The organism is Chryseobacterium sp. HNCC26DJ240 (assembly GCF_057180485.1).
Genome location: NZ_JBXUGK010000001.1, coordinates 1 through 20,153, shown reverse-complemented (window position 1 = coordinate 20,153; position 20,153 = coordinate 1). Strand labels below are relative to the sequence as shown.

Below are 20,153 nucleotides of genomic sequence, written 5' to 3'. Positions count from 1 at the left end.
TTATCAGCACATATTTTATTTAATTCAGAATACAAAGTGTAATTAATATTCTTCTAACTCAGAAAAACTTAAGTCCTGTATTTTAGGCAAGTTTTTGATTGGTTTTAATTTAGTGTTTCTGATATTCTTTTTGTTTGGACTAAAATCTCTGTCATATTCACTTTTAGTTCCTTTTATTAAATCTATTTCAGTTTCGGAAGTGGTTTCTTTTCCATCCCAGATTACTCTTGATATTTTAATTAATTCAAAATTATTTTGCTTAAGTCTGAATTCATATCTGCTTTTCCGGTGATCAATATCAGTAAGCATTATTAATTTTCCATTTTCAATAAAAAAATCCGGAACATTATTGCCACTAAATTCTCCATTTTTACGGCTAGGGTATTGCTCCTCAATAAGTTTTGTAGAAGAAACCACCATTTTCAGTTTCTTATCAGGTTGCGAAAGGAATATCTGTAATCTCGATGGTTGCGTCTCCTCCTTTATATCCATTTCTACCATAATCCTGTCATTACGTTTATCATTATTCAAATCTCCCACCTCTTCTTGTATCAGAGACGTATAACTGTTTTTATTAGCATTCTGTGAATACACAGAATCAATTCCTAAGAGGAAGAAAATTAAAACCATAAGTTGAGACGCTCTTTTCATAATTTATTTGTTTTTAATAATGAAAACTTGGGCATTAAAATATTTCCATCAATGATTGTAAAAAAGATTTAGGATCATCTATATGATAAAAAACCATATTAACAGTAATCCAATACACTGAAAATATCAAGAAAATGAATAAAATGAATATCAGAACTGTGAGTATAATTTTATTTTCAACTCTTTTAGTTAAATAATAAATCAGTGAAAATATAAGAGCGGGAACAACTGCTCCCACAATTCCAACATTTACAAAAACTTGAATGATACTCTTTGCATTTATTAATTCTTCGAATCTGTGCAAGATAATATACCAACACGATAGAATAACTACAGATAAAACATAAATACATAAACTTACCGTAATATTTTTTCTCATCATGACTTCTTTTTATATCCCGGATTTTTTCCAGAGCTAAATGTATTTTTCAATCCTTCTTCAACTTTTACCCAAAATTGGGTGTGACTTAAGCTATGAGACGCCATAGCCAAATAAGGCAATGTTCCGGGTCTTTTCAATATATCATCATAGCCTGCTTCATCCTGAGGTGTAACCAAATCTGCATAGTATTTTGAAACAAAAGAATCATATCTCTCTAAATTTCCTCTTAAAACTTTTAGCTCTTTATCTAAATTTCCCGTTACAACATACTCAGCATTATCAATGTAACCGATAATTTTCTTCAACTGCGGCGGTTTAATAAACTGACTGAATAATCTCATCAACATATCTTCTAACTCTCTTGTATGTACGGCATTTTGTGCGCCTTTCAAAAAATCAGCAAATTGTTTTTTCTTATTTCTTGAATTGTAAGGATCACTATCAGTGATGGTCACGTCAATAATAGTAAGACCCTTAGTTTGTTTTTGGGGAGACCACAAGGTTTCGTCAATACTGTCTGTTATACCTTTACTTTCGCCGAATACACCCGCCAATAAACTCAACAGATAACTGTCTTTAGGGCTGCTTTTAATGGCAAACAAAACATTCAGAACTTTTAAACCTTGGGTAAGCTTCAGATTTTTCACCCAGGTTGCTTTATCATAGCCTCCACTGATGGATGCATAATTTTGATGCACATCATAAGTCCATTGCTGCAGGTTTTTCAAAAGGGAAACAAAAGAATCTTTTTCTTTCTGCAGATTCGAATTTTCTATTTTTAAGGAATTAATGTATTTGATAAATTCAGCAGTGATTATATTAAATCCTAAAAACGCCTTTGACATTTCCCGCCAAGCTAAAATGGCTTTATTTTTAAAATCCTGCCAAATGAAACTTTTCAGATACGTTGTAATGGCATCAGTTTGTACACCTTTTACAGTTTTTATGCCTGTATCAAATCTTTCCATTTTAAAAGATTTCAATAAACCTTCCAGATTGTTCAGACTAAAATTTGCCACAAGCTGTTGGGTTAGGTCATACTCATTATGTACATTGATGATTTTACAATCTTTATGTAACTTACCATGATTGAGCTGATGCTTTTTCTGAAAAAAAGGAGTAGACAGATAAGTGATACTTTTAACTTTCCACAGTTTAGGAAACTCTGTAATTTTTCGAGGTTTCAGAATCGTTGATTTTGCAATCATTTCTTTGCTTGAAACAAGTTCTGTGAATTGATTAATCACATTTCCACCGTGTGAATGCCCAATTAAATGTAAATGCACTTCCTGATTTTTCCATCCGGAATATACTCTCAGTAATAAATCAAACAGTCTCTCTGAAGCTTGGGTTCTTTGTTTGGTGTCATTATCACCAGACCAACTGAAAAATTCACCTTCAATATGCAAATCCAAAAATTGAGGTTTAAGTTTTTTGATGTTATTCCACAGATTATTTAAGCTCTGCTCAGTTTCCTGCTTTGTTTTTTCATCGATGTACTTCCAATAAGATGTATTGGCATGATGATTTTGTCCGTCAGTATTTATAGGATCTGTAGTTCCCGCTACGAACATCACTATATCAATGATTCTTCCTTCTGATTTAGGAGGGTCTTCGGGGTTATTTCCAAACAGTTTTCCATTTTCTGCGGTCGTTATTAATCTTTTGGATGAGGAATACGTCATTTTACCAACATACTCAGTATGCTGCCCTTTTACAATCTCAATAGAATCGCCTTCTATAATACTTATTTTTGCAACATTATCGTTTGACATGACTAATGCATATTGGTTTTTTCGCTGGCTTGTCCATTAATCTCTGTTTGAGAGTGAATCTTGTGATCCTTCTCGCTGTGAATCAATCTTTCTCCCTTTACTACTTTCTGGCTATCCTGTTCAACTTCACTTTCTTTATTGCCTTTTATAAATTCTATCATTTTACCTACAACATTGGTCATAAAGTTCCCTCCAATTGTCACATTCTTCAGCGCTCCCACACTCTGTGAGCTATTCATGGTAATACTTTCTGTTTTATTCATACCAACAGTATTACTCTGATCTGCACCTACAGAAGTGCTCATATTTTGTCCTACATTGATATTCAAATTTTCTCCGGCATTGAAAGTCATATTTTTTGGAGCAGTCACTGTAATATTCCCTTTCCCATCCATAAAGTAGGTATTTCCGCTTGGGTCTAAAATCGTTACACTCTTTTCATCATCATTCATCAAAACTCTGATCCCACTTTTTGTCTGAATAGAGCGCATGTGATTATTGATTCCACCACCTAAACCAACACCTCCGTGAAACATTCCTCCCATTACAAAAGGCCTGTCCGGATGATTATGAACGAAATTCACCATTACCTGATCGCCAACTTCAGGAATTGCTATAAAACCTCGGTTTTGTGTGATTTGGTCGGTACCTCCAGCGTCTGGGCTCATCATTCGGATAAAATGCGTTGTATCATTCGTCTGCCAGTCGAATCTCACCTGAACTCTTCCCTGCCCCTCAGGATCTGTGTTGGAAATAACAGTAGCAATCTGTGGTTGAGCAATGGGAGTGATAAAATCTGGTTTTGGTAAAAAACCTGTATCTGAAGCAATGCCAAAGAAATTTCCCGAGTAATGACCGATGGTGTCAATCTCGTGCACGGTTTCGGTAATCATAATTTTGGTAAAATAAGAACTCTCATTGCTGTCTTGCTTTCTCATATGAATATCTACAACACAACCCGGATGCAGAAACGGAACCGTGGTAGTACCCGAAATATTAAAAACATTTACTGCTTCGCTTCCTGAGGTACTTTTTTGGGAATATTCCACGTCAAGATGTGTAGTAGCTTTTATAGGAGCTACTCTTAAAGATGGTGTTTTGTAGATATTTTCATTATTTTGATAAGCCGTTTTTGCCAGATTACTAATGTGCTGAATGGGCGTTGACCCCGATTTTAAAACTTCATTTTTATTGCTGTTATAGCCGTAAAACTGTGGTTTTGTGTGTACAGCTTTTAGTTCGACTTTAATATCATTGGCGCTGCTTCCGTAGATTAATTTGATGGGTTGGTTTTGTTGTGGCAATTTCCCGAAGTGAAGAACTTCACCATCGTAGTAAAACTGTTCACCGTACGCTTCGGCCATTCTCGCCAGATAATTGTAATGGGTTTCGTCGTATTGGCTGCTGTAAATAATTTGAGAGTAGTCATTTGCATCAATTCTTACATCAAATTTGCTGGTATCTAAACCTTGTTTGATGACTTCTTCCGCTATAATTCCGATGTTGACAGATTGTCCACCACCAAAACTTTGAATATGTGGCGCACCGTCGAGCAAAACTGTAGGGCTGTGACCGGAAAGTACTATATTTCCCAGGCTCATTTTTTCCTGACTGAAACCTACCCCGGTGATTACACCAACAAACGTTCTCTCAGGGCTATTTTCGACATCTTTATAGGAAATAACTGCCGTTAAACGTTTACCTAAAAATTCATTAGCTTGTTCTAAACTGTGATTTTGCTGACTATCAATGGCGTCATGCGCCAAAGTAAGGCTAAACTCATGATGCCGCTGTGCACTTTGGCTGAGTTTAAAGTTTTTGTAATATTTAATTACTTTTCCTTCAACTACCAAAGATAGTTTTACCAGACGGTTGATGCCTTGGTGATGATTTTGCGAAACTCCTGCCGCATTCTGAGACGGACGGAAATTTTGCCCCCGGTTGATTTCTGAGGATTTCATATCAATGTTTTTAATGTAAAATGGTGTTTCTGACTCAGCAAAAAAAATGCTGAAATTTTATTTTTCCTGTCTGTTTCAAAATTTAATTTTAAAACATAACTGGGGCAGAAAAGACCGTCACTGAAGACAGCCTCTTTCCTTTTTCTAATTCATTTATCAATTAACTTGATGGCCAAAGCCCGTCGTAAGCTGAATTTCCGTAGCTGATCTGTTCTGCGCTAATCACAAAACTGATGTACATTGAGTTTTCGTCTGTTGCATCAAAATCTACTTCATGCTGAATCACATAGCCATTTTCCCAGTTTAAAGTAATCAAAGTTCCTTCCTCGTGAGATTTGTTGAATGTGATTTCCCCTTTTGTAGGTTTATATTTCCCGTTGAGCAAGCTCTCCAGAATATCTGATTTTTCAGTTGCTTCCACCGTCACTCTGATGATAGCGTTGGAAGGATCTGAAGCTACACGCCCAGAAACATCCGTAGATCGGGATACGCTATAGTTCATTTTTAATAATTTCTGACCTTCCCCGCCATTGAATTTTAAGATTCCTCTTGAATTTGCTGCCATATCAGTAATTTTTGTTTAGTAGATGAATTTTTATATCTATTCATTTCAAATATAGAATTATTAAAACTTAGATAAAAATATAATACCACAAAACTGTGAAATTGTAGTAATACTACGACTCTTTTAACCCTAAATTTTAACAAAAATTCCAAAAACAACATTTCATATTTACTATGATTAATTTTTCTTAATAAATTAAAGATGAGCGCAATGCATTGCATAAATGGTGAAAACGTGTCAATCAAGAAATCAAACATCTTTCAGAAAAACCTATTTTCTTTTTTAAGTTTAAACCTCAATACAATTAAAATATCCTCAAAACAATACTTTTTCATCTTTTGGTATACTCAAAATACTTATATTTACGTTTTATCACCCTCTTCGAACTTTGAGGAAATTTTAAGTGATTTTAGCAGAATATGACAAAAAAGAATGCCACCATTTATGATATATCGAGAAAGCTGAACGTAAGTGTGGCAACGGTTTCAAGAGCATTAAACAACCACCCGAGAATAAGCCAGGCAACCAAAGAGCTTGTAGTAAAAACCGCCAAGGAAATGAACTATAAGCAGAATAATCTCGCCAAAGCCCTCAAAAGTGGAGAAACAAAAAACGTAGGAATTATTGTTCCCTACATCAATACCAACTTTTTCTCATCCGTCATCCGAGGAATTGAAGAAGAACTTTCGCTTCACGGTTATCATGTAATCATCTGCCAAAGCCATGAAGATGTGTTAACGGAAAAGAAGCATCTCAATACTTTACTGAACGCTCAGGTTGACGGTATTTTTATGTCTGTTTCCCGAACTACAGTAGACACATCCCATATTCAGCAGATTTTAGACACTTCAAATACTCCGATTATATTTTTCGACAGAAAGAAAGATATCTCAGGCATAAGTACAGTGACCATTGATGATTACCGTGGCGGATATATGGCGACTGAACATCTGATTTCCGAAGGTTATAAGAATATCTGTCATTTTTCCGGTGATCAGAATCTTGAAATCTATCAAAACCGTCTTAATGGCTACAAACAGGCTTTAGCAGACCATAACTTTCAGATTAAAGAAGAAAATATCATTTCCACAGGAAGTTCTATCGATGCAGGAATTGAAGCCATAAAAACTTTGTGGGATAGCCAATCTATTCCCGACGCTATATTTTCTGCCAGTGATTTCGCAGCACTTGGTGCCTGCCAGGAACTAAAGAAGCGGAAAATAAAAATCCCTCAGGAAGTGGCTGTAATAGGTTTCTCAAACGAACCTTTCACTCAGTTTATGGAACTTCCGATGAGCTCGGTGGACCAAACGCCTGTGATTATGGGAAATATGGCGGGGCAGGTTTTTCTGGATCACGTAAAAGACAATTCTTCTGGAGTTTCTATTGAAAAGAAAGTGGTTTTGGCACCGCAGATTTGTGTGAGAAAGTCTTCAAAGAGGAAATAAAATCAGACTTTTCTTTGATACAGTATGAAAAAAGCAAAAAAGATAATTGGGATTCTTATTATTCTGTTTGTGCTTTTATGTACCGAATACAGAGGCTTTTCAAGAGGCTATCAGGATTTGCTTTTTACTACCAAGGACAAAACCGACAGAAGCAATGACAAAATTGGAGGCTACACTTTCAAATTTGGCGGTAATGTAGACGATGTTGAGTCGTGGGAAAGATACAGAATCGGCTATCCTTTGAGTGCCATAACCATCGACCATAATGAGAAATCCCAAATAATTCAGGGCAGAATTGAGACCGATGCTGTCCTGCTCAATTTAATCTTTGGTCTCATTGCTTTTATACTGTGCATTTTTTTACTAAAAATCATCAAAGCTTTAAAAACCGTGGTTGATAACTCCAGAATTTTTGAAAGAGGTAAACAGTAAGAACTGGTCAAAAATCAGTTAAATTTTGTTGACCTTTTTTAACATTAATTTTCTAATCTCCTTTTCTTATAATTCATCAGGTAAGCACCTTTTTCTGAACTTTTTGAAAAGTTGGTTCCGAATTCCCAAAATAACCTTGCATTTTTTCTGGCATCTTCATTAGTGAAATTTTCGTATTCAATTCTGTAGATGGAGCTGAACAAACGGGAACGCCCTACCCCATGATGACAGTGAATCAAAACCGGATAATTTTCTGGATCATCCATTATTGCTAAAAACTTATGCACCGTAGAATCCGTAGGAAGCTGGTCTGTAGGAAGGTTATAATACTTGATTCCCGAGATTTTGTTTGCTGCCAACTCTTCTGCATTCACCTGATTTTTGCTTTCAGGATTAAGTTCAGTCTGAATCAAACCATCCCTCAAATCGACAATCGTTTTAATTTTATGGTCATCCACAAAATCTTCCAACTGATCCGGAGGAACAACTCCCGAATTATAAACCTTATTTTCTGAAATGGTCACCAGATTGTAACGCATTTTTTTCTGGTAAAATACAAAAGCTAAAATCCCGACAGCCACAATGAACAATGGAATCAATACTTTTTTCAATACTTTAGTTTTAATACCTGGCTTCATTGGTTAAATTTAAAATTTGGATGTTGCGAAACTACAATGTTTTTGGGTAAAATGAAATGGATAATGAAAATTTAAAAAATAGTACAACTATGATTTAGCGGAAATCCACTTCATCCCCATTCCCAAGCATTCTGAAAACGTACTTTAATGGTCGGATGAGGTTTTACACACATTCCGATACGTTCACCAATGTTTCGGAGACGTCTTTGATACATCTTGTGACATCTTGTGATGACCGGGTACGGTTGCGGAGCATGCCAGATACATTCAACAGACCTCCGGAGCAGTCTTTTACCCATCGGAACTTATCTTTAACCACTCGGGACAGGTTGCACAACCTATCTTGAGGCTTCGACAACCCCGTCTGAGGCATCAGCAACCCCACCCGACTTCTGCTGAACGTATCGGGAAAGGTTGTACAACGTATCGGAATCTTAACAGAACGTGTCAGGATATGTGAAGGACGTGTCGGGAGAGGTATTGAACGTATCGGATGGGGTTCAGAACGTATCGCTTGCAGTTTGGAACTTGGATTTTGTTTTTTATAAATTAATGTTTGTTGCTTGTTTTTATTTGTTTATTTTTAAAATGAATATCCGTTTTAGTCACAACAGTAAAATCATCAGTCATTTTGTCATTCCGGAGGAATCTAGACTACTTTATTTTCAGCATGTTGAGATTCCTTCGGAATGACAAACACCCTTTAAAAGCTAATTTTTTTCTAATTACGTAGATTCATAATTTTTAATGAATAATAGTTGGATAGACGTATTGTGTGAAACAATATGTTGACTACCATTTAATGAACAACCTGCAAATGAAACATTCAAAAGATTTTTTAATGAAATTAGCCAATGGAGAAGTTACAGGCGGCTTTTTTCCTTTTGACACAGGTGACATTGACAAAGTGGAAGATTATATTAAACAAATAGTTGATAGGCTCAAAAATAATCATACAATCAATGTCGAACCAGATTTTAACTACTACGGAAGTGGCTTTGCTTCATACATTTCCATTCGCATTTCGAAACGAGATAATTCTGACAGCATAATAAGAACAGAAAAAAACCTAATAACCAAAGAGACAAAAGGAATTTTACTTTATATTTCTAACTTGACACCATATTGGTATTATGGAGGTTCTGAATGGTCAGCATCAACTGAAAACGGAAAATTCAAAAATGGTTCAAGTGGTTTTATTTCTCCAAACGATATTAACAGATATGATACAACAAAATGGAATAATGACATTGAAAAAATAAAGCATGTACTAAGTCATTTTAACTATAATTTATTGACAAAAGAGGAATCAGAAAAAGTTTTGGACTTTAAAATAGATATTGCCAGTAATTTAATTGATGGAAAACCAAGAGTGTTTGACTGCTTTTTCCATTGGGAAGACTAAAAAAAGGATGTAAGAAAAATTAGAATGACATCGAAATGAAAGAACTAATTCCAACAATAAATGAAATTGTTAAATATGGTTTACAGCCAAACATCAAAGCAACTGACAAAGAAAAACTGTTAGAAAGACACTTGGTGAAAATTTACAGTTTGTATTTTGACATCGAATATAAATATGATGAAACAGACTATCCTGACTTTGACAAATCTCTACTTCCAGATATCATGCAAAATGTTGCAAGTAATTTTGAAGACTTCGGCTATTATAAAACAATCCTCGACATCCATGATATCAATAATTTGAAAGATAATGCATTAGGAGATGCGGTTGACAACCTCTCAGACATTATCATTGACCTTTTAGAAATTAAATGGAGAATTGAAAATAACAGTTTAGAAAACGGACTTTGGTATTTCCAACTCATTTTTTATGGACATACTCAGAAACACATTCTTGACTTACTCAACTTTATAACGCAAAAGAACGGATAGAAAACGATTAGATAACAAGGCTTTGATTAGGCATTTTTATAAAATTTAAAGGCTGTTCTTCGATTGAGTTTTCGTAAAAAATAAAACTTTGTAAAACATAAGACTTTTCTTAGCTTCCAATTATTCATTCCAACAAAAAAACTCAGAGAAAACCCTGAGTTTTTAAATTATTTTTTACCAATTGCTTTCGCAAAATAATCACTTTCATTGCCAAGCCTATCTATTGCTTTTATAGCTACAGCATTTAAAGTTTTGCCATCTTTATTTTTGGGGATTTGCTGTGAGAAATTTTCTAAAGTAAGAATTTCGGTTTCCCAAACGCCGTTGTACTGTTTGAAAAGTACCCATTGCGAAACAGAAGCTATCTTTTTTGAACTCCATGAGGCATTGATTACTGAACCAAGGTCATTGATGAAAAGTGTTGGTTTTTCTACGGCAACAGTTTTGATCCAGGGACTTTTCGGGACTAATGCTTTTTCTGCGTACGGACCGTTTTTAAGGGTCGGCAACATATTGGCATTTTTGGTCAGGCCGGCAATACTGTAATGAATTTCGCCTGCGTCATTACCTAGAATCTGCCTGGAAAGTTCGATTTGGTTTTTTATTTCCGTCGGTCTGTCTGAAACTTTTATATCAACAGTATTCAATCCCGGCCAAAGGTGTCGGTTCATGGTGTTTTCAGATTTCCACCATTCGAGTAGCGGACCGAAAGCCTGACCTTTTGATTCTATTGGCCAGTATAATTGTGGGGAAAAGTAATCTACCCAGCCTTTATTTAACCATAATTTAGCATCAGCAAATAATTCGTCATACTGCGAAGACCCTACAATTCCTGCAGGATAGCCTGGCTTCCAGATTCCAAACGGACTGATTCCGAAACGGACGTGATTTTTTTCAGCATGAATTTCCTTATAAATTCTTTCCACAAACTGATTTACACTATCTCTTCTCCAGTCTGCCCGTGAAAGTGTTCCACCGGAATTTACATAAGCGTTCCAGCTCGCGGAATCCGGAAAATCTCTTCCGTTATTGTAAGTCGCATAAGGATAAAAATAATCATCAAAATGAATGGCATCCAAATCATACCTTTTCACAATATCTTTTACTACATTCGAAACATGTCCCTGAGTTTTTGGGTTGGCAGGATCAAACCAGTACATCCCGTTTCTTAATCTTATAGTAATATCAGAAAGTTTGTTTGCCATTGAAAGACTCGTCACTGCCCCACCGTTGGAGTGATGCGCTCTGTAAGGATTGAGCCAGACATGCAGTTCCATACCTCTTTTGTGAGATTCTTCAATCCAAAACTGTAGCGGATCATAATTCGGATAAGGAGGTTCTCCGGTTTTTCCTGTTAAGAAATACGACCATGGCTCCAGTTCGCTTGTGTACAAAGCATCTGCAGAAGGACGTGCCTGAAAAATAACGGCATTGAAATTATTTTCCTGAAGCATATTGAGCATATTGATAGCTTCTGCTTTTTGCTGCTCAACTGATAAATTATTTCTTGAAGGCCAGTTGATGTTGGCAACACTCGCAATCCACGCACCACGAAACTCCCGTTTGATGGCTGGAAGATTTACTTTTAAATCTTCTTCAACCACTTTTGGAAGAGTATTAACTGTGATAGAATCTGAAGGTTTTGAAATATTTTTAACAGGTTTTGCAGTTGAAGACGATGCTTTCACTGCATTATTTTTTGCAGCACAGGAAATGCTCAGTGATGCAGACAAACCTAATATTGTGACTAATTTTATTGTAGAGATTTTCATAATAGACTCAGTGGAAGAATTTCTGAATTGATAAAACACAAAACTAATGATATAAAGATAATTTTGAAGAATCTGAATGCGAAAATTTCGTTTCTTAACAAAAAAAAGTGCAGACAAACGCTGCACTTCAGTTAAATAGGATAAAATGAATAATTTAAATTTCTGACAGATTTCCGTTGCTTTTTTGACCATTGGCAGTATCGATATTTTCCTCTTCCGTTAAATCTGTTTTATAGGTTTCAGGAACAAATAAAACATTGACTATAATCGCCAAAACTACCAGAAAAACAGGATAGATAAGTCCGATAAACGGAGCCATAAAAGCACTTACCACGAATGAAGTCTTAATCAGTTCAGTGACAAATGTAGTTGCTCCACCGATGAAACCGTTCCCCATATTCTGCGCAAATCCCATACTTGTATAACGGATTTTTGTAGGGAAAATCTCAAGCATGAAAGCTCCTAAAGGTCCGTAAGTCGCCGCTCCTGCAACAGAAAGAAGGAAACTGATTCCCATAATTTTTAAAGTTGCTTCAGTGCTGATGGCGTGAACTACTGTTAAGCCATCCGGATTTCCGATTTGCATAAATAAATAGAACGAGGTCGGAATTAAAATTAAACTTGAAATCAAGCCTCCAATCAACACTTTTTTACGTCCGATTTTATCACTTAATGCTCCGAAATACTGATAGAAATAGGCACTGCAAAGTGTTACAACTCCCGTAATCAGTAAAACTGTTGTCTCTTCAATTTTTACGGCACGCTGCATGAAGAAAAGGGTTACAAAAAGACTGGTCTGCATTACAGAACTTTGCGCTGCATTACCACCGAAGATCGCTTTCAACATTAATTTCACATTTCCTTTTGTGGTAAATGCTTCCTTTACTGGAGCTTTACTTGTTTTTCCTGCTTTTTTAAGTTCTTCAAAAACCGGACTTTCATGAAGTCTTTTTCTGGCGAAATAGCTTAATAAAACCAACACTGAACTTAATAAGAAAGGAATTCTCCATCCAAAACTCGTGAAATCTGCCTCAGACATAGACGTTCTTGTGATAAAAATAACACTCAGACAAACCAAAAGTCCAATAGGAACAGTTGCCTGAATGAAACCTGTGTAGAAACCTCTCTTGTTTGCCGGAGCATGTTCTGCAACGTAAATTACAGCACCTGCATATTCACCACTGATTGCCAAGCCCTGCATTAATCTGCAGACTAAAAGTAAAATTGGTGCGGCCCAGCCAATGCTTTGGAAATTAGGAATACATCCAATCAAAAAAGTTGAAGCACCCATCAGAATTAATGATAAAAGGAAAGAATATTTTCTCCCGATTTTATCTCCGATATTTCCGAAAATCAATGAACCGATGGGTCTGAACATAAATGATGAAGCGACCACCGCCAATGTTTCGAGAAAATGCGACGACCCATCAGCCGGAAAAAGATTTACCGAAAGTGCTCCTGCCAAAATGATGGCCAGAAACATGTCGTACCATTCAATCAGTGTTCCTGCTGATGAGGCAATAATCACTGTGAGGATATTGTTTTTAGGTTGTTGTATTGTATTATCCATATAATTAGTTTTTCATTTAAATTTTAATAATTAGACTCTTTAATAATGCTTAATTTTAACGCAAAGTGCAAAAAGATTCTTTCAATTGCTATATGCTTTTAAGCTACACAAAGCCGTTTCACTTATTAAAGCTCCTAAAGTTCTTATTAGTTTTAAAAAATTGCCAAAATCAAAATTTCAGAAATTACTTTTAGAACATAAAGAAAGTTGCGACGTGAAAACGGTTGTTTCTTGCGTTGTATTCATTGCCAATTCCTCTTCCGTTGGCTTGTGCGTCGCCCCAGGTTGCTACAGTATTTTCGACCTCAAATCTCAGGCGGATGGCTTTGCTTAAATTCCAGTCTACACGGGGAACCACTCTCCACAAATGATCTACACTTCGCCCTCCCGGAGTTGCCGAAATAGCTCCCCAGGAAGATGTTACGCCATAGGTCGTTGCCACTCTTCCGGCAACAGGATCATCTGCGCCCATGTTTTTGACATAGCCTGCGAAAAGTCCGAAAGCAACTTTCTTTGTAGTGGTTTGCTGAAGATCAATCCAGCCGCTTCGTGTATTCATCGTTCTGAAAACATCTGCCTGTCCCGGTGTTGCGTCACCTACAAATCCTCCCAACATTACCAATGAAGATGCATTTTGAGCCATCATGGCTGATGCACTGATCATCAAAGGTTTTGTGATTACTCTCGCATAAGCCATTGTTGTTAAACTTTTCACACGATTGTTGTTTACAATTGGAGGAGTTCCTGATGATAACTGAGGTCTCAGTTCTTCGTACTGTCCGGCAATTCCAGCCACAAAGCTTTTAGATTTAAACTGAAACTGTAAATGGGTAGATGGCATTCCGCTGTCACGGTATGGTGCGGTATTTGGAGTAAAGTCACGTTGCGAATTGATGGCTGCAATGACTTTAAATTTATCTGAAAGTTTATGCGTCAGCCTCACCTGTGGATTTCTGTTTAAAGCAAAAATCGGCGAGCCTGTACTGTAGTTGACAACATTTGGAAGACAGTCTAAAATCACCATCGGATGCCAATACTGCCCTACTCCCAACTGTGTTTTTTCCCAGTCTAATGTGATGTAAGCATGTCTAAGACGAAATTCGTTAATTCCGCCTTCTGTGGCGCCAAAAAATTCACCTTCGAGAATTCCTGCGGTTTTTGCTCCTAAAACATCGGGACCTTTTACGGTAATTCCGGCTCTGGAAACTACTGAAAGCATGTGAAACTTAGGAGAATCGTTGATGTCTTCACCATTTACATCTAAAGCACGGTCTCTTGGATAAAGCGGAACGATATTTTCTCCTGCGCCAATATTCTGCCTCGTATCGTAAAAAATATCATTACGGATGAAGCCGTAAAAATCGACTTTTACTTTTCCTTCTTTTGGCTGCTCTGTAACTACAGGTTTTGGTTTTGCCAGTGAATCGGTTATTGTTTTCTCAGACAGAATTTGCTGCGCAGACATACCAACAGATGCACTCAGCAACAAACCTGCTAAGGTTGTTGTAAGAATTTTCCCCCTTTCCATATCATTAATTTTTCAACGAAGCTTCTATTGCTTCGGTTTCAAACATACAATAATTATTTAAACTAACAAATGTTAGTTAGTAAAAAAGAGAAAATGTATTTATTAAAATTTAACCATTTTAGAGTTTACTCACATTAAACAGATAACGAAATACCTTTAAAACTATTGAATTTACATACTTTAAATAAAAACATCATCAATCATAATAATTTAATTAAAACTATATCAAATTTGCAAATTTATATATTTCCCTAAGCTATTTTAAAGCAATGATTAAACATTTAAACAAAAAAAAGCCCCGAAAAATCGAGGCTAAATTATATTTTAAGAATTTTAGATTAAGCTTTCGCTCCTCTTTCGATTCTTTTTCTTTCTTCTTCAGAAAGTACTTTCTTTCTCATACGGATGAAGTTAGGAGTTACCTCGATTGCTTCATCAGCTTGGATATATTCCATACATTCTTCAAGAGAAAATAAGATTTTTGGTGCTACACCAGTATCTTTATCTTTACCTGAAGCTCTCATGTTATTCAACTGTTTTGCTTCAACGATGTTTACAACTAAATCTCCCGGCTTGTTTTGCTCACCGATAACCATACCTGCATAGATTTCCTCGCCCGGATCAACATAGAACTTACCTCTATCCTGTAGTTTAGCAATAGAATATTCAGTTGCTGGACCTTGAGTTTTAGAAATCAATACCCCATTACTTCTTCCAGGAATCGCACCTTTGAAAGGTTTGTATTCTGTGAAACGGTGTGCCATAATAGCTTCACCTGCAGTAGCTGTCAACATCTGAGAACGCAATCCGATCAAACCTCTTGAAGGAATTTCGAATTCCATGTGCTGCATTTCACCTTTAGTTTCCATAATGTGAAGATCACCTTTTCTCTGAGTTGCCAAATCGATTACTCTAGAAGCAAATTCGTCTGGTACATCAACAACCAAAGATTCGTAAGGCTCCAATTTTTGACCATTTTCATCTTCTCTCAAGATAACCTGAGGCTGTCCGATAGTCATTTCATACCCTTCTCTTCTCATTGTTTCAATTAAAACTGACAAGTGAAGAATACCTCTACCGAAAACCAGGAATGTGTTTGCATCATCAGTCTGTTGAACTCTTAATGCTAAGTTTTTCTCTAATTCTTTTGTTAATCTTTCTTTTAGGTGGTTTGAAGTAACATATTTACCGTCTTTACCGAAGAAAGGTGAATTGTTGATTGAGAACGTCATGTTCAACGTTGGCTCATCAATTGAAGTTCTTGGCAATGGCTCTGGATTTTCGATATCTACGAAAGAATCTCCAATTTGGAAAGCATCAAAACCTACAACAGCACAGATATCTCCAGCTAATACTTCGGTTACTTTTTTCTTTCCAAGACCTTCAAAAACGTATAATTCTTTGATTTTTCCTTTTACTATTTTTCCGTCTGCTTGTGCTAAACCAATCCACTGGCTTTCTTTAAGACTTCCACGGATTACTTTACCAATCGCAATTCTTCCTAAGAATGAAGAGAAATCCAGAGATACAATCTGCATCTGTAGATTACCTTCTTCTACTTTAGGCTCAGGAACATATTCTAAAATACCATCCAACAATGGGAAGATATTATCAGTCTGCTCCAATGAAGTGTTGAACCAACCTTGTTTAGATGAACCGTAGAATGTTGGGAAATCCAATTGCTCTTCAGTAGCATCAAGTGCAAAAAACAAATCGAATACTTTGTCATGAACTTCTTCAGGACGACAGTTTGGTTTGTCTACTTTGTTAATAACAACCAAAGGTCTAAGACCTAATTCTAAAGCTTTCTGCAATACGAATCTTGTCTGAGGCATCGGTCCTTCAAATGCATCTACCAAAAGAATTACACCGTCTGCCATTTTCAAAACACGCTCTACTTCACCACCGAAATCGGCGTGACCTGGAGTGTCGATTACGTTAATTTTAACGTCTTTATAGTTAACAGAAATATTCTTAGATAAAATGGTAATACCTCTTTCTCTTTCAAGATCGTTATTATCCATTATTAATTCTCCACTTTCCTGATTTTCTCTGAAAATGTTTGTAGCATGAATAATCTTATCAACCAAAGTAGTTTTACCGTGGTCAACGTGTGCGATAATCGCAATATTTCTAATGTTTTGCATGAATGATTTTTACGGATGCAAAAGTAGTGATAATTTATGAATAACTAAAAAATTGTTTTGATATTTAACAAATTCATAATGAGCAAGTTTGGAACATGAACGATTACTGCTTTGAAATGTACTTGTTGTAATAAGAATCCTGTTTAAATGTTTCTGTACGTTTATTATAGAGCATTCGCTAAATCGGGAAATTACTGTAATAGAATTCAACTTAGTCAGTTTTGCTCATCACTTTTCTGAAAAGACTTTTGATGTGATCAATTTCATTTTCGTAAATAGTTTTCTTGCGGCAACCGAAGTAAAGTGTGTTTTCAAGTTTTTCTTTCCCTTCCCAGATGAGTTTGATTTCACCGTTTTCAATTTCGTTTTTACAGAGAAAATCTGGAACTACGGCAAGACCATTACCGCCTTTCAGACAGCGGATGATGGAATTGAGGTTCGGAACAATATAGTTGGGTCTGAACTTTGGTTTATGCCCGAAATTTAAAAGCCAAAACTGAAAAAGATGCTCCATATCGCCCGTTGTGCCGTACCATTTTTCAAGTTTCAGCCAATCTTCAATATTTTGCAGGTTGCCTGTTTTTAAAACTTTATCAAATTCATCTACATCCACATTTTTTCCACCAACCAAAACAATCTGTTCTGAAGAAAAGGCTTCATGAAGAATATTCGGGGAACTGCCTTTTTTAGGGGTAATAATTAAATCTAAGATACCTTTATCCAATTGATCGAGCATTTCTGGATATTCGCCAAAACTGATAATTAAATTAAAATCTAAAGTAGAAACGTATTGCTCCAGTGTTGTCTGAAAAGTTTCAAAACACATTCCTACACTTATAGTTGGTGTATTTTTCTCAGTAGATTTCTGAAAATTCTTTTCTACCTCTTCAAGTTTAGACAAGTGTTCGGAAACTGCGTTAAATAAAACTTTTCCTCTTTCTGTCGGTATCATCTTTCTTCCGGTTCTATCAAACAGTTTATAGCCTACATAAGCTTCCAGAGAACCCAGGTGCAGACTTACTCCAGGCTGAGAAATAAATAAAGCATCAGCAGCTCCCGTTAAAGTTCCTGCTTTATAAATTGCTTTAAAGGTTCGATACCATTCGAGATTTACCATAGTGTTAATTACAATTCAAGATTCACGATTTAAAATTTAAGATCCATCATCCATCAGAAATATAATACAAAGCTATGAATTATATTATTTTAATAATAATGTTTTCCTTTATAAATTTGCACTGTTAAACTTAAACAATCATATCATTATGAAAAAAGTACTCATCATCAACGGTGGACAGAACTTCGGACATTCGGGAGGAAAGTACAATCAGACTATCGCAGAAAACACGATGGAGGTTTTAGAATCTTTTGGAAATATTGAAATCAAAACGACAAACACAAGCGGCTCGTATGATAAAAATGAGGAAGTTGCGAAATTTGTGTGGGCAGATTATATTATTTACCACACGCCCATCTGGTGGTTTCAGCTGCCAAATGGTTTTAAAAAATATATCGATGAAGTGTTCACTGCCGGTCATGCCAAGGGAATTTATATGAGTGACGGGAGAAAATCTGATAATCCACAAATCAACTACGGAACCGGCGGCATGCTTGGAGGAAGAAAATACATGGTAACCACAAGCTGGAACGCTCCAGAAACTGCTTTTACGCTTCCCGGAGAATTCTTTAATGAAACCAGTGTTGACAATGGTCCTCTGTTCGGGTTTCACAGAATGAATGCTTTTGTGTCACTAGAAAAAATGGACAGTTTCCACTTTCACGATGTGGAAAAAAATGCCAATATAGAGAGAGATATGAGTATTTACAGAGAGCATCTTCTTAATGTCTTTGCCAAGGAACTGAAATCTGAACTGGTTTAACAGATCTTTTCACTGCAAAAGCCACAATTCGTTTGGGTTTAGAATCTGTTTAAAAAAATGTCTTTGGCTCATCCTTTTTGGTTCAGAACTGTCATTGGCCAGGCAAGATCTAAAAGATTATGAATTTATTTAAAAACATTACTGCGGTTTTTGACATACCCCTGCTTCAAAAAGGGTAGACCGACTCAATGGAAATTATACGACGAGACAAACTAAAAACTACAGTGAAAAGTCGAACAGCCTACAAACGCCAATGATTCACAACTCGACCGTTTAAGTCAAACACAGCCATAGTCAACAAAGATGATTATCATTTACATTGTACAAGGTTCGAAGGCTTTAGTATATAAATAAAAAATCGGTATCCAATGATTGAATACCGATTTTATTATTTTAAATCTCTCTGAATTAAACAGTTTGCCCACTGTGTTTTCCTTCTTTGATTTCCTCAACAAGCTTAGCATTAAAGGCAGGCAAATCTTTCGGAGTTCTGCTCGTCACAAGACCTTCGTCTACCACGACTTCAGTATCTTCCCACTGGGCTCCCGCATTCTTCAAATCTGCACTGATTGAGTTTACAGACGTAAGCTTTCTTCCCTCCACTACCTCGGCATTTATCAAAATCTGTGGACCGTGACAAATTGCTGCCACAGGCTTATGCTGTTGAAAGAAATCTTTTACAAAACCTAAAGCTGATTCGTTGGTACGCAGTTTATCAGGGTTAATCACTCCGCCTGGAAGAACAAGTGCATCATAGTCTGATGCTGAAACCTCATCCAATGTTTTATCTACAGGATATTCTTTTCCCCAGTCCTTTTCTGCCCAAGCCTTAATACTTCCGCTTTCAGGACTTACAATGTGCGCCGTCCAGCCCTGTTGTTCGAGATGCTCTTTCGGAGAACTTAATTCACTTTCTTCAAAACCGTGGGTAGCCAGAATTGCAATTTTCTTTGACATAATATTCTATTTTTGGTGTTAATGCCAAATACTAAGAAAATATAATGCCGTGGAGGGTTTTGTGGTATTTAAAAAGTGTTAAAAGAGGGTTGGGTGATGGTGGTTCACCAATGGTGCAAAAAGAATATAATGAGTTTGTATGCATACTACCTTTCCAGGGTAGTTCTTTATTTCTAATTTGTTATTAATCAGAAACACAACGTGACTTAAAGATTTTATTTATCTGATTTATTATGAACTAACTCCTCAAGCTCAAAAACTTTATCATATTCTTTACTATGAATTTTACCACTGGTGTAATCAATTTGTACAGTTTCTAAAAATTCTTTAAAGTCATTATTCATTGCCAATTTGTTGATCGTCTCAAAATCTAAACCCTTTTTATATTTCGCAGGCACTACTAATTCAGAAGAATGAGGATCCTCCATATCTGATTCGATAATGGATGTACTAATTTAGTGTCCAGTTAAAGTTAAGCATAAAACCTTAATTTTAACCTATGAAACGAGAGCGAAAAATTTATGATCCTGCTTTTAAAACCAAAGCCGTTC

At 36.1% G+C, this 20,153-nt stretch carries 18 protein-coding genes; 5 read left to right on the top strand and 13 right to left on the bottom strand.

Going from position 1 to position 20,153, the window contains the following annotated elements; all coding sequences use genetic code 11:
• Positions 1–42 precede the first annotated feature (42 nt).
• The 4 genes from AC2A1G_RS00090 to tssD form a co-directional block, all read right to left on the bottom strand.
• Positions 43–651: a hypothetical protein gene (locus AC2A1G_RS00090; RefSeq protein WP_484044937.1), complete on the bottom strand. Its 609-nt coding sequence runs from the start codon at positions 649–651 to the stop codon at positions 43–45.
• Between the two features lie 378 nt (positions 652–1,029).
• Positions 1,030–2,808 (bottom strand): hypothetical protein, encoded by a 1,779-nt coding sequence (locus tag AC2A1G_RS00085; RefSeq protein WP_484044936.1) that lies wholly within the window; start codon positions 2,806–2,808, stop codon positions 1,030–1,032.
• A 2-nt stretch (positions 2,809–2,810) separates the two neighbouring features.
• A complete protein-coding gene (locus AC2A1G_RS00080; protein WP_484044935.1) occupies positions 2,811–4,769 on the bottom strand; it encodes a type VI secretion system Vgr family protein in 1,959 nt (652 codons plus the stop codon).
• A gap of 160 nt (positions 4,770–4,929) precedes the next feature.
• Positions 4,930–5,334, bottom strand: a complete 405-nt coding sequence (tssD, locus tag AC2A1G_RS00075) for a type VI secretion system tube protein TssD (RefSeq protein ID WP_484044934.1) — start codon at positions 5,332–5,334, stop codon at positions 4,930–4,932.
• A 419-nt stretch (positions 5,335–5,753) separates the two neighbouring features.
• Between tssD and AC2A1G_RS00070 the strand changes: the two genes are divergently transcribed.
• On the top strand, positions 5,754–6,782 hold the full coding sequence (locus AC2A1G_RS00070; protein WP_484044933.1) for a LacI family DNA-binding transcriptional regulator: 1,029 nt from the start codon (positions 5,754–5,756) through the stop codon (positions 6,780–6,782).
• A gap of 24 nt (positions 6,783–6,806) precedes the next feature.
• Complete coding sequence (locus tag AC2A1G_RS00065; protein WP_484044932.1) at positions 6,807–7,214, top strand: hypothetical protein; 408 nt, start codon at positions 6,807–6,809, stop codon at positions 7,212–7,214.
• 44 nt (positions 7,215–7,258) lie between these two features.
• Here AC2A1G_RS00065 and AC2A1G_RS00060 read toward each other — a convergent pair whose 3' ends face one another.
• Positions 7,259–7,852: a dual specificity protein phosphatase family protein gene (locus tag AC2A1G_RS00060; RefSeq protein ID WP_484044931.1), complete on the bottom strand. Its 594-nt coding sequence runs from the start codon at positions 7,850–7,852 to the stop codon at positions 7,259–7,261.
• Between the two features lie 110 nt (positions 7,853–7,962).
• On the bottom strand, positions 7,963–8,151 hold the full coding sequence (locus AC2A1G_RS00055; protein WP_484044930.1) for a hypothetical protein: 189 nt from the start codon (positions 8,149–8,151) through the stop codon (positions 7,963–7,965).
• Between the two features lie 518 nt (positions 8,152–8,669).
• Between AC2A1G_RS00055 and AC2A1G_RS00050 the strand changes: the two genes are divergently transcribed.
• Positions 8,670–9,257: a hypothetical protein gene (locus tag AC2A1G_RS00050; protein WP_484044929.1), complete on the top strand. Its 588-nt coding sequence runs from the start codon at positions 8,670–8,672 to the stop codon at positions 9,255–9,257.
• A gap of 35 nt (positions 9,258–9,292) precedes the next feature.
• A complete protein-coding gene (locus tag AC2A1G_RS00045) occupies positions 9,293–9,748 on the top strand; it encodes a DUF5063 domain-containing protein (RefSeq protein ID WP_484044928.1) in 456 nt (151 codons plus the stop codon).
• 167 nt (positions 9,749–9,915) lie between these two features.
• On the opposite strand, the gene AC2A1G_RS00040 is transcribed toward AC2A1G_RS00045, so the two are convergent.
• From AC2A1G_RS00040 to AC2A1G_RS00020, 5 genes are all read right to left on the bottom strand, one after another.
• Positions 9,916–11,520 carry a glycoside hydrolase family 10-like protein gene (locus AC2A1G_RS00040; RefSeq protein ID WP_484044927.1) on the bottom strand — a complete coding sequence of 535 codons (1,605 nt, stop codon included), beginning with the start codon at positions 11,518–11,520 and terminating at the stop codon, positions 9,916–9,918.
• Positions 11,521–11,674: 154 nt separating this feature from the next.
• Positions 11,675–13,090, bottom strand: a complete 1,416-nt coding sequence (locus AC2A1G_RS00035) for an MFS transporter (protein ID WP_484044926.1) — start codon at positions 13,088–13,090, stop codon at positions 11,675–11,677.
• Between the two features lie 190 nt (positions 13,091–13,280).
• Entirely contained in the window at positions 13,281–14,618 is a 1,338-nt protein-coding gene (locus AC2A1G_RS00030; RefSeq protein ID WP_484044925.1) for a DcaP family trimeric outer membrane transporter, read from the bottom strand.
• 338 nt (positions 14,619–14,956) lie between these two features.
• Positions 14,957–16,765 (bottom strand): translational GTPase TypA, encoded by a 1,809-nt coding sequence (typA, locus tag AC2A1G_RS00025; RefSeq protein ID WP_484044924.1) that lies wholly within the window; start codon positions 16,763–16,765, stop codon positions 14,957–14,959.
• A gap of 211 nt (positions 16,766–16,976) precedes the next feature.
• Positions 16,977–17,882 (bottom strand): LysR family transcriptional regulator, encoded by a 906-nt coding sequence (locus tag AC2A1G_RS00020; RefSeq protein WP_484044923.1) that lies wholly within the window; start codon positions 17,880–17,882, stop codon positions 16,977–16,979.
• Positions 17,883–18,030: 148 nt separating this feature from the next.
• On the opposite strand from AC2A1G_RS00020, the gene AC2A1G_RS00015 reads away from it, so the two are divergent.
• Positions 18,031–18,645: an NAD(P)H-dependent oxidoreductase gene (locus AC2A1G_RS00015; protein ID WP_484044922.1), complete on the top strand. Its 615-nt coding sequence runs from the start codon at positions 18,031–18,033 to the stop codon at positions 18,643–18,645.
• Positions 18,646–19,053: 408 nt separating this feature from the next.
• Here the strand turns inward: AC2A1G_RS00015 and AC2A1G_RS00010 are convergent, their stop codons facing one another.
• A complete protein-coding gene (locus tag AC2A1G_RS00010) occupies positions 19,054–19,602 on the bottom strand; it encodes a type 1 glutamine amidotransferase domain-containing protein (protein WP_484044921.1) in 549 nt (182 codons plus the stop codon).
• A 215-nt stretch (positions 19,603–19,817) separates the two neighbouring features.
• On the bottom strand, positions 19,818–20,030 hold the full coding sequence (locus AC2A1G_RS00005) for a hypothetical protein (RefSeq protein WP_484044920.1): 213 nt from the start codon (positions 20,028–20,030) through the stop codon (positions 19,818–19,820).
• Positions 20,031–20,153 lie beyond the last annotated feature (123 nt).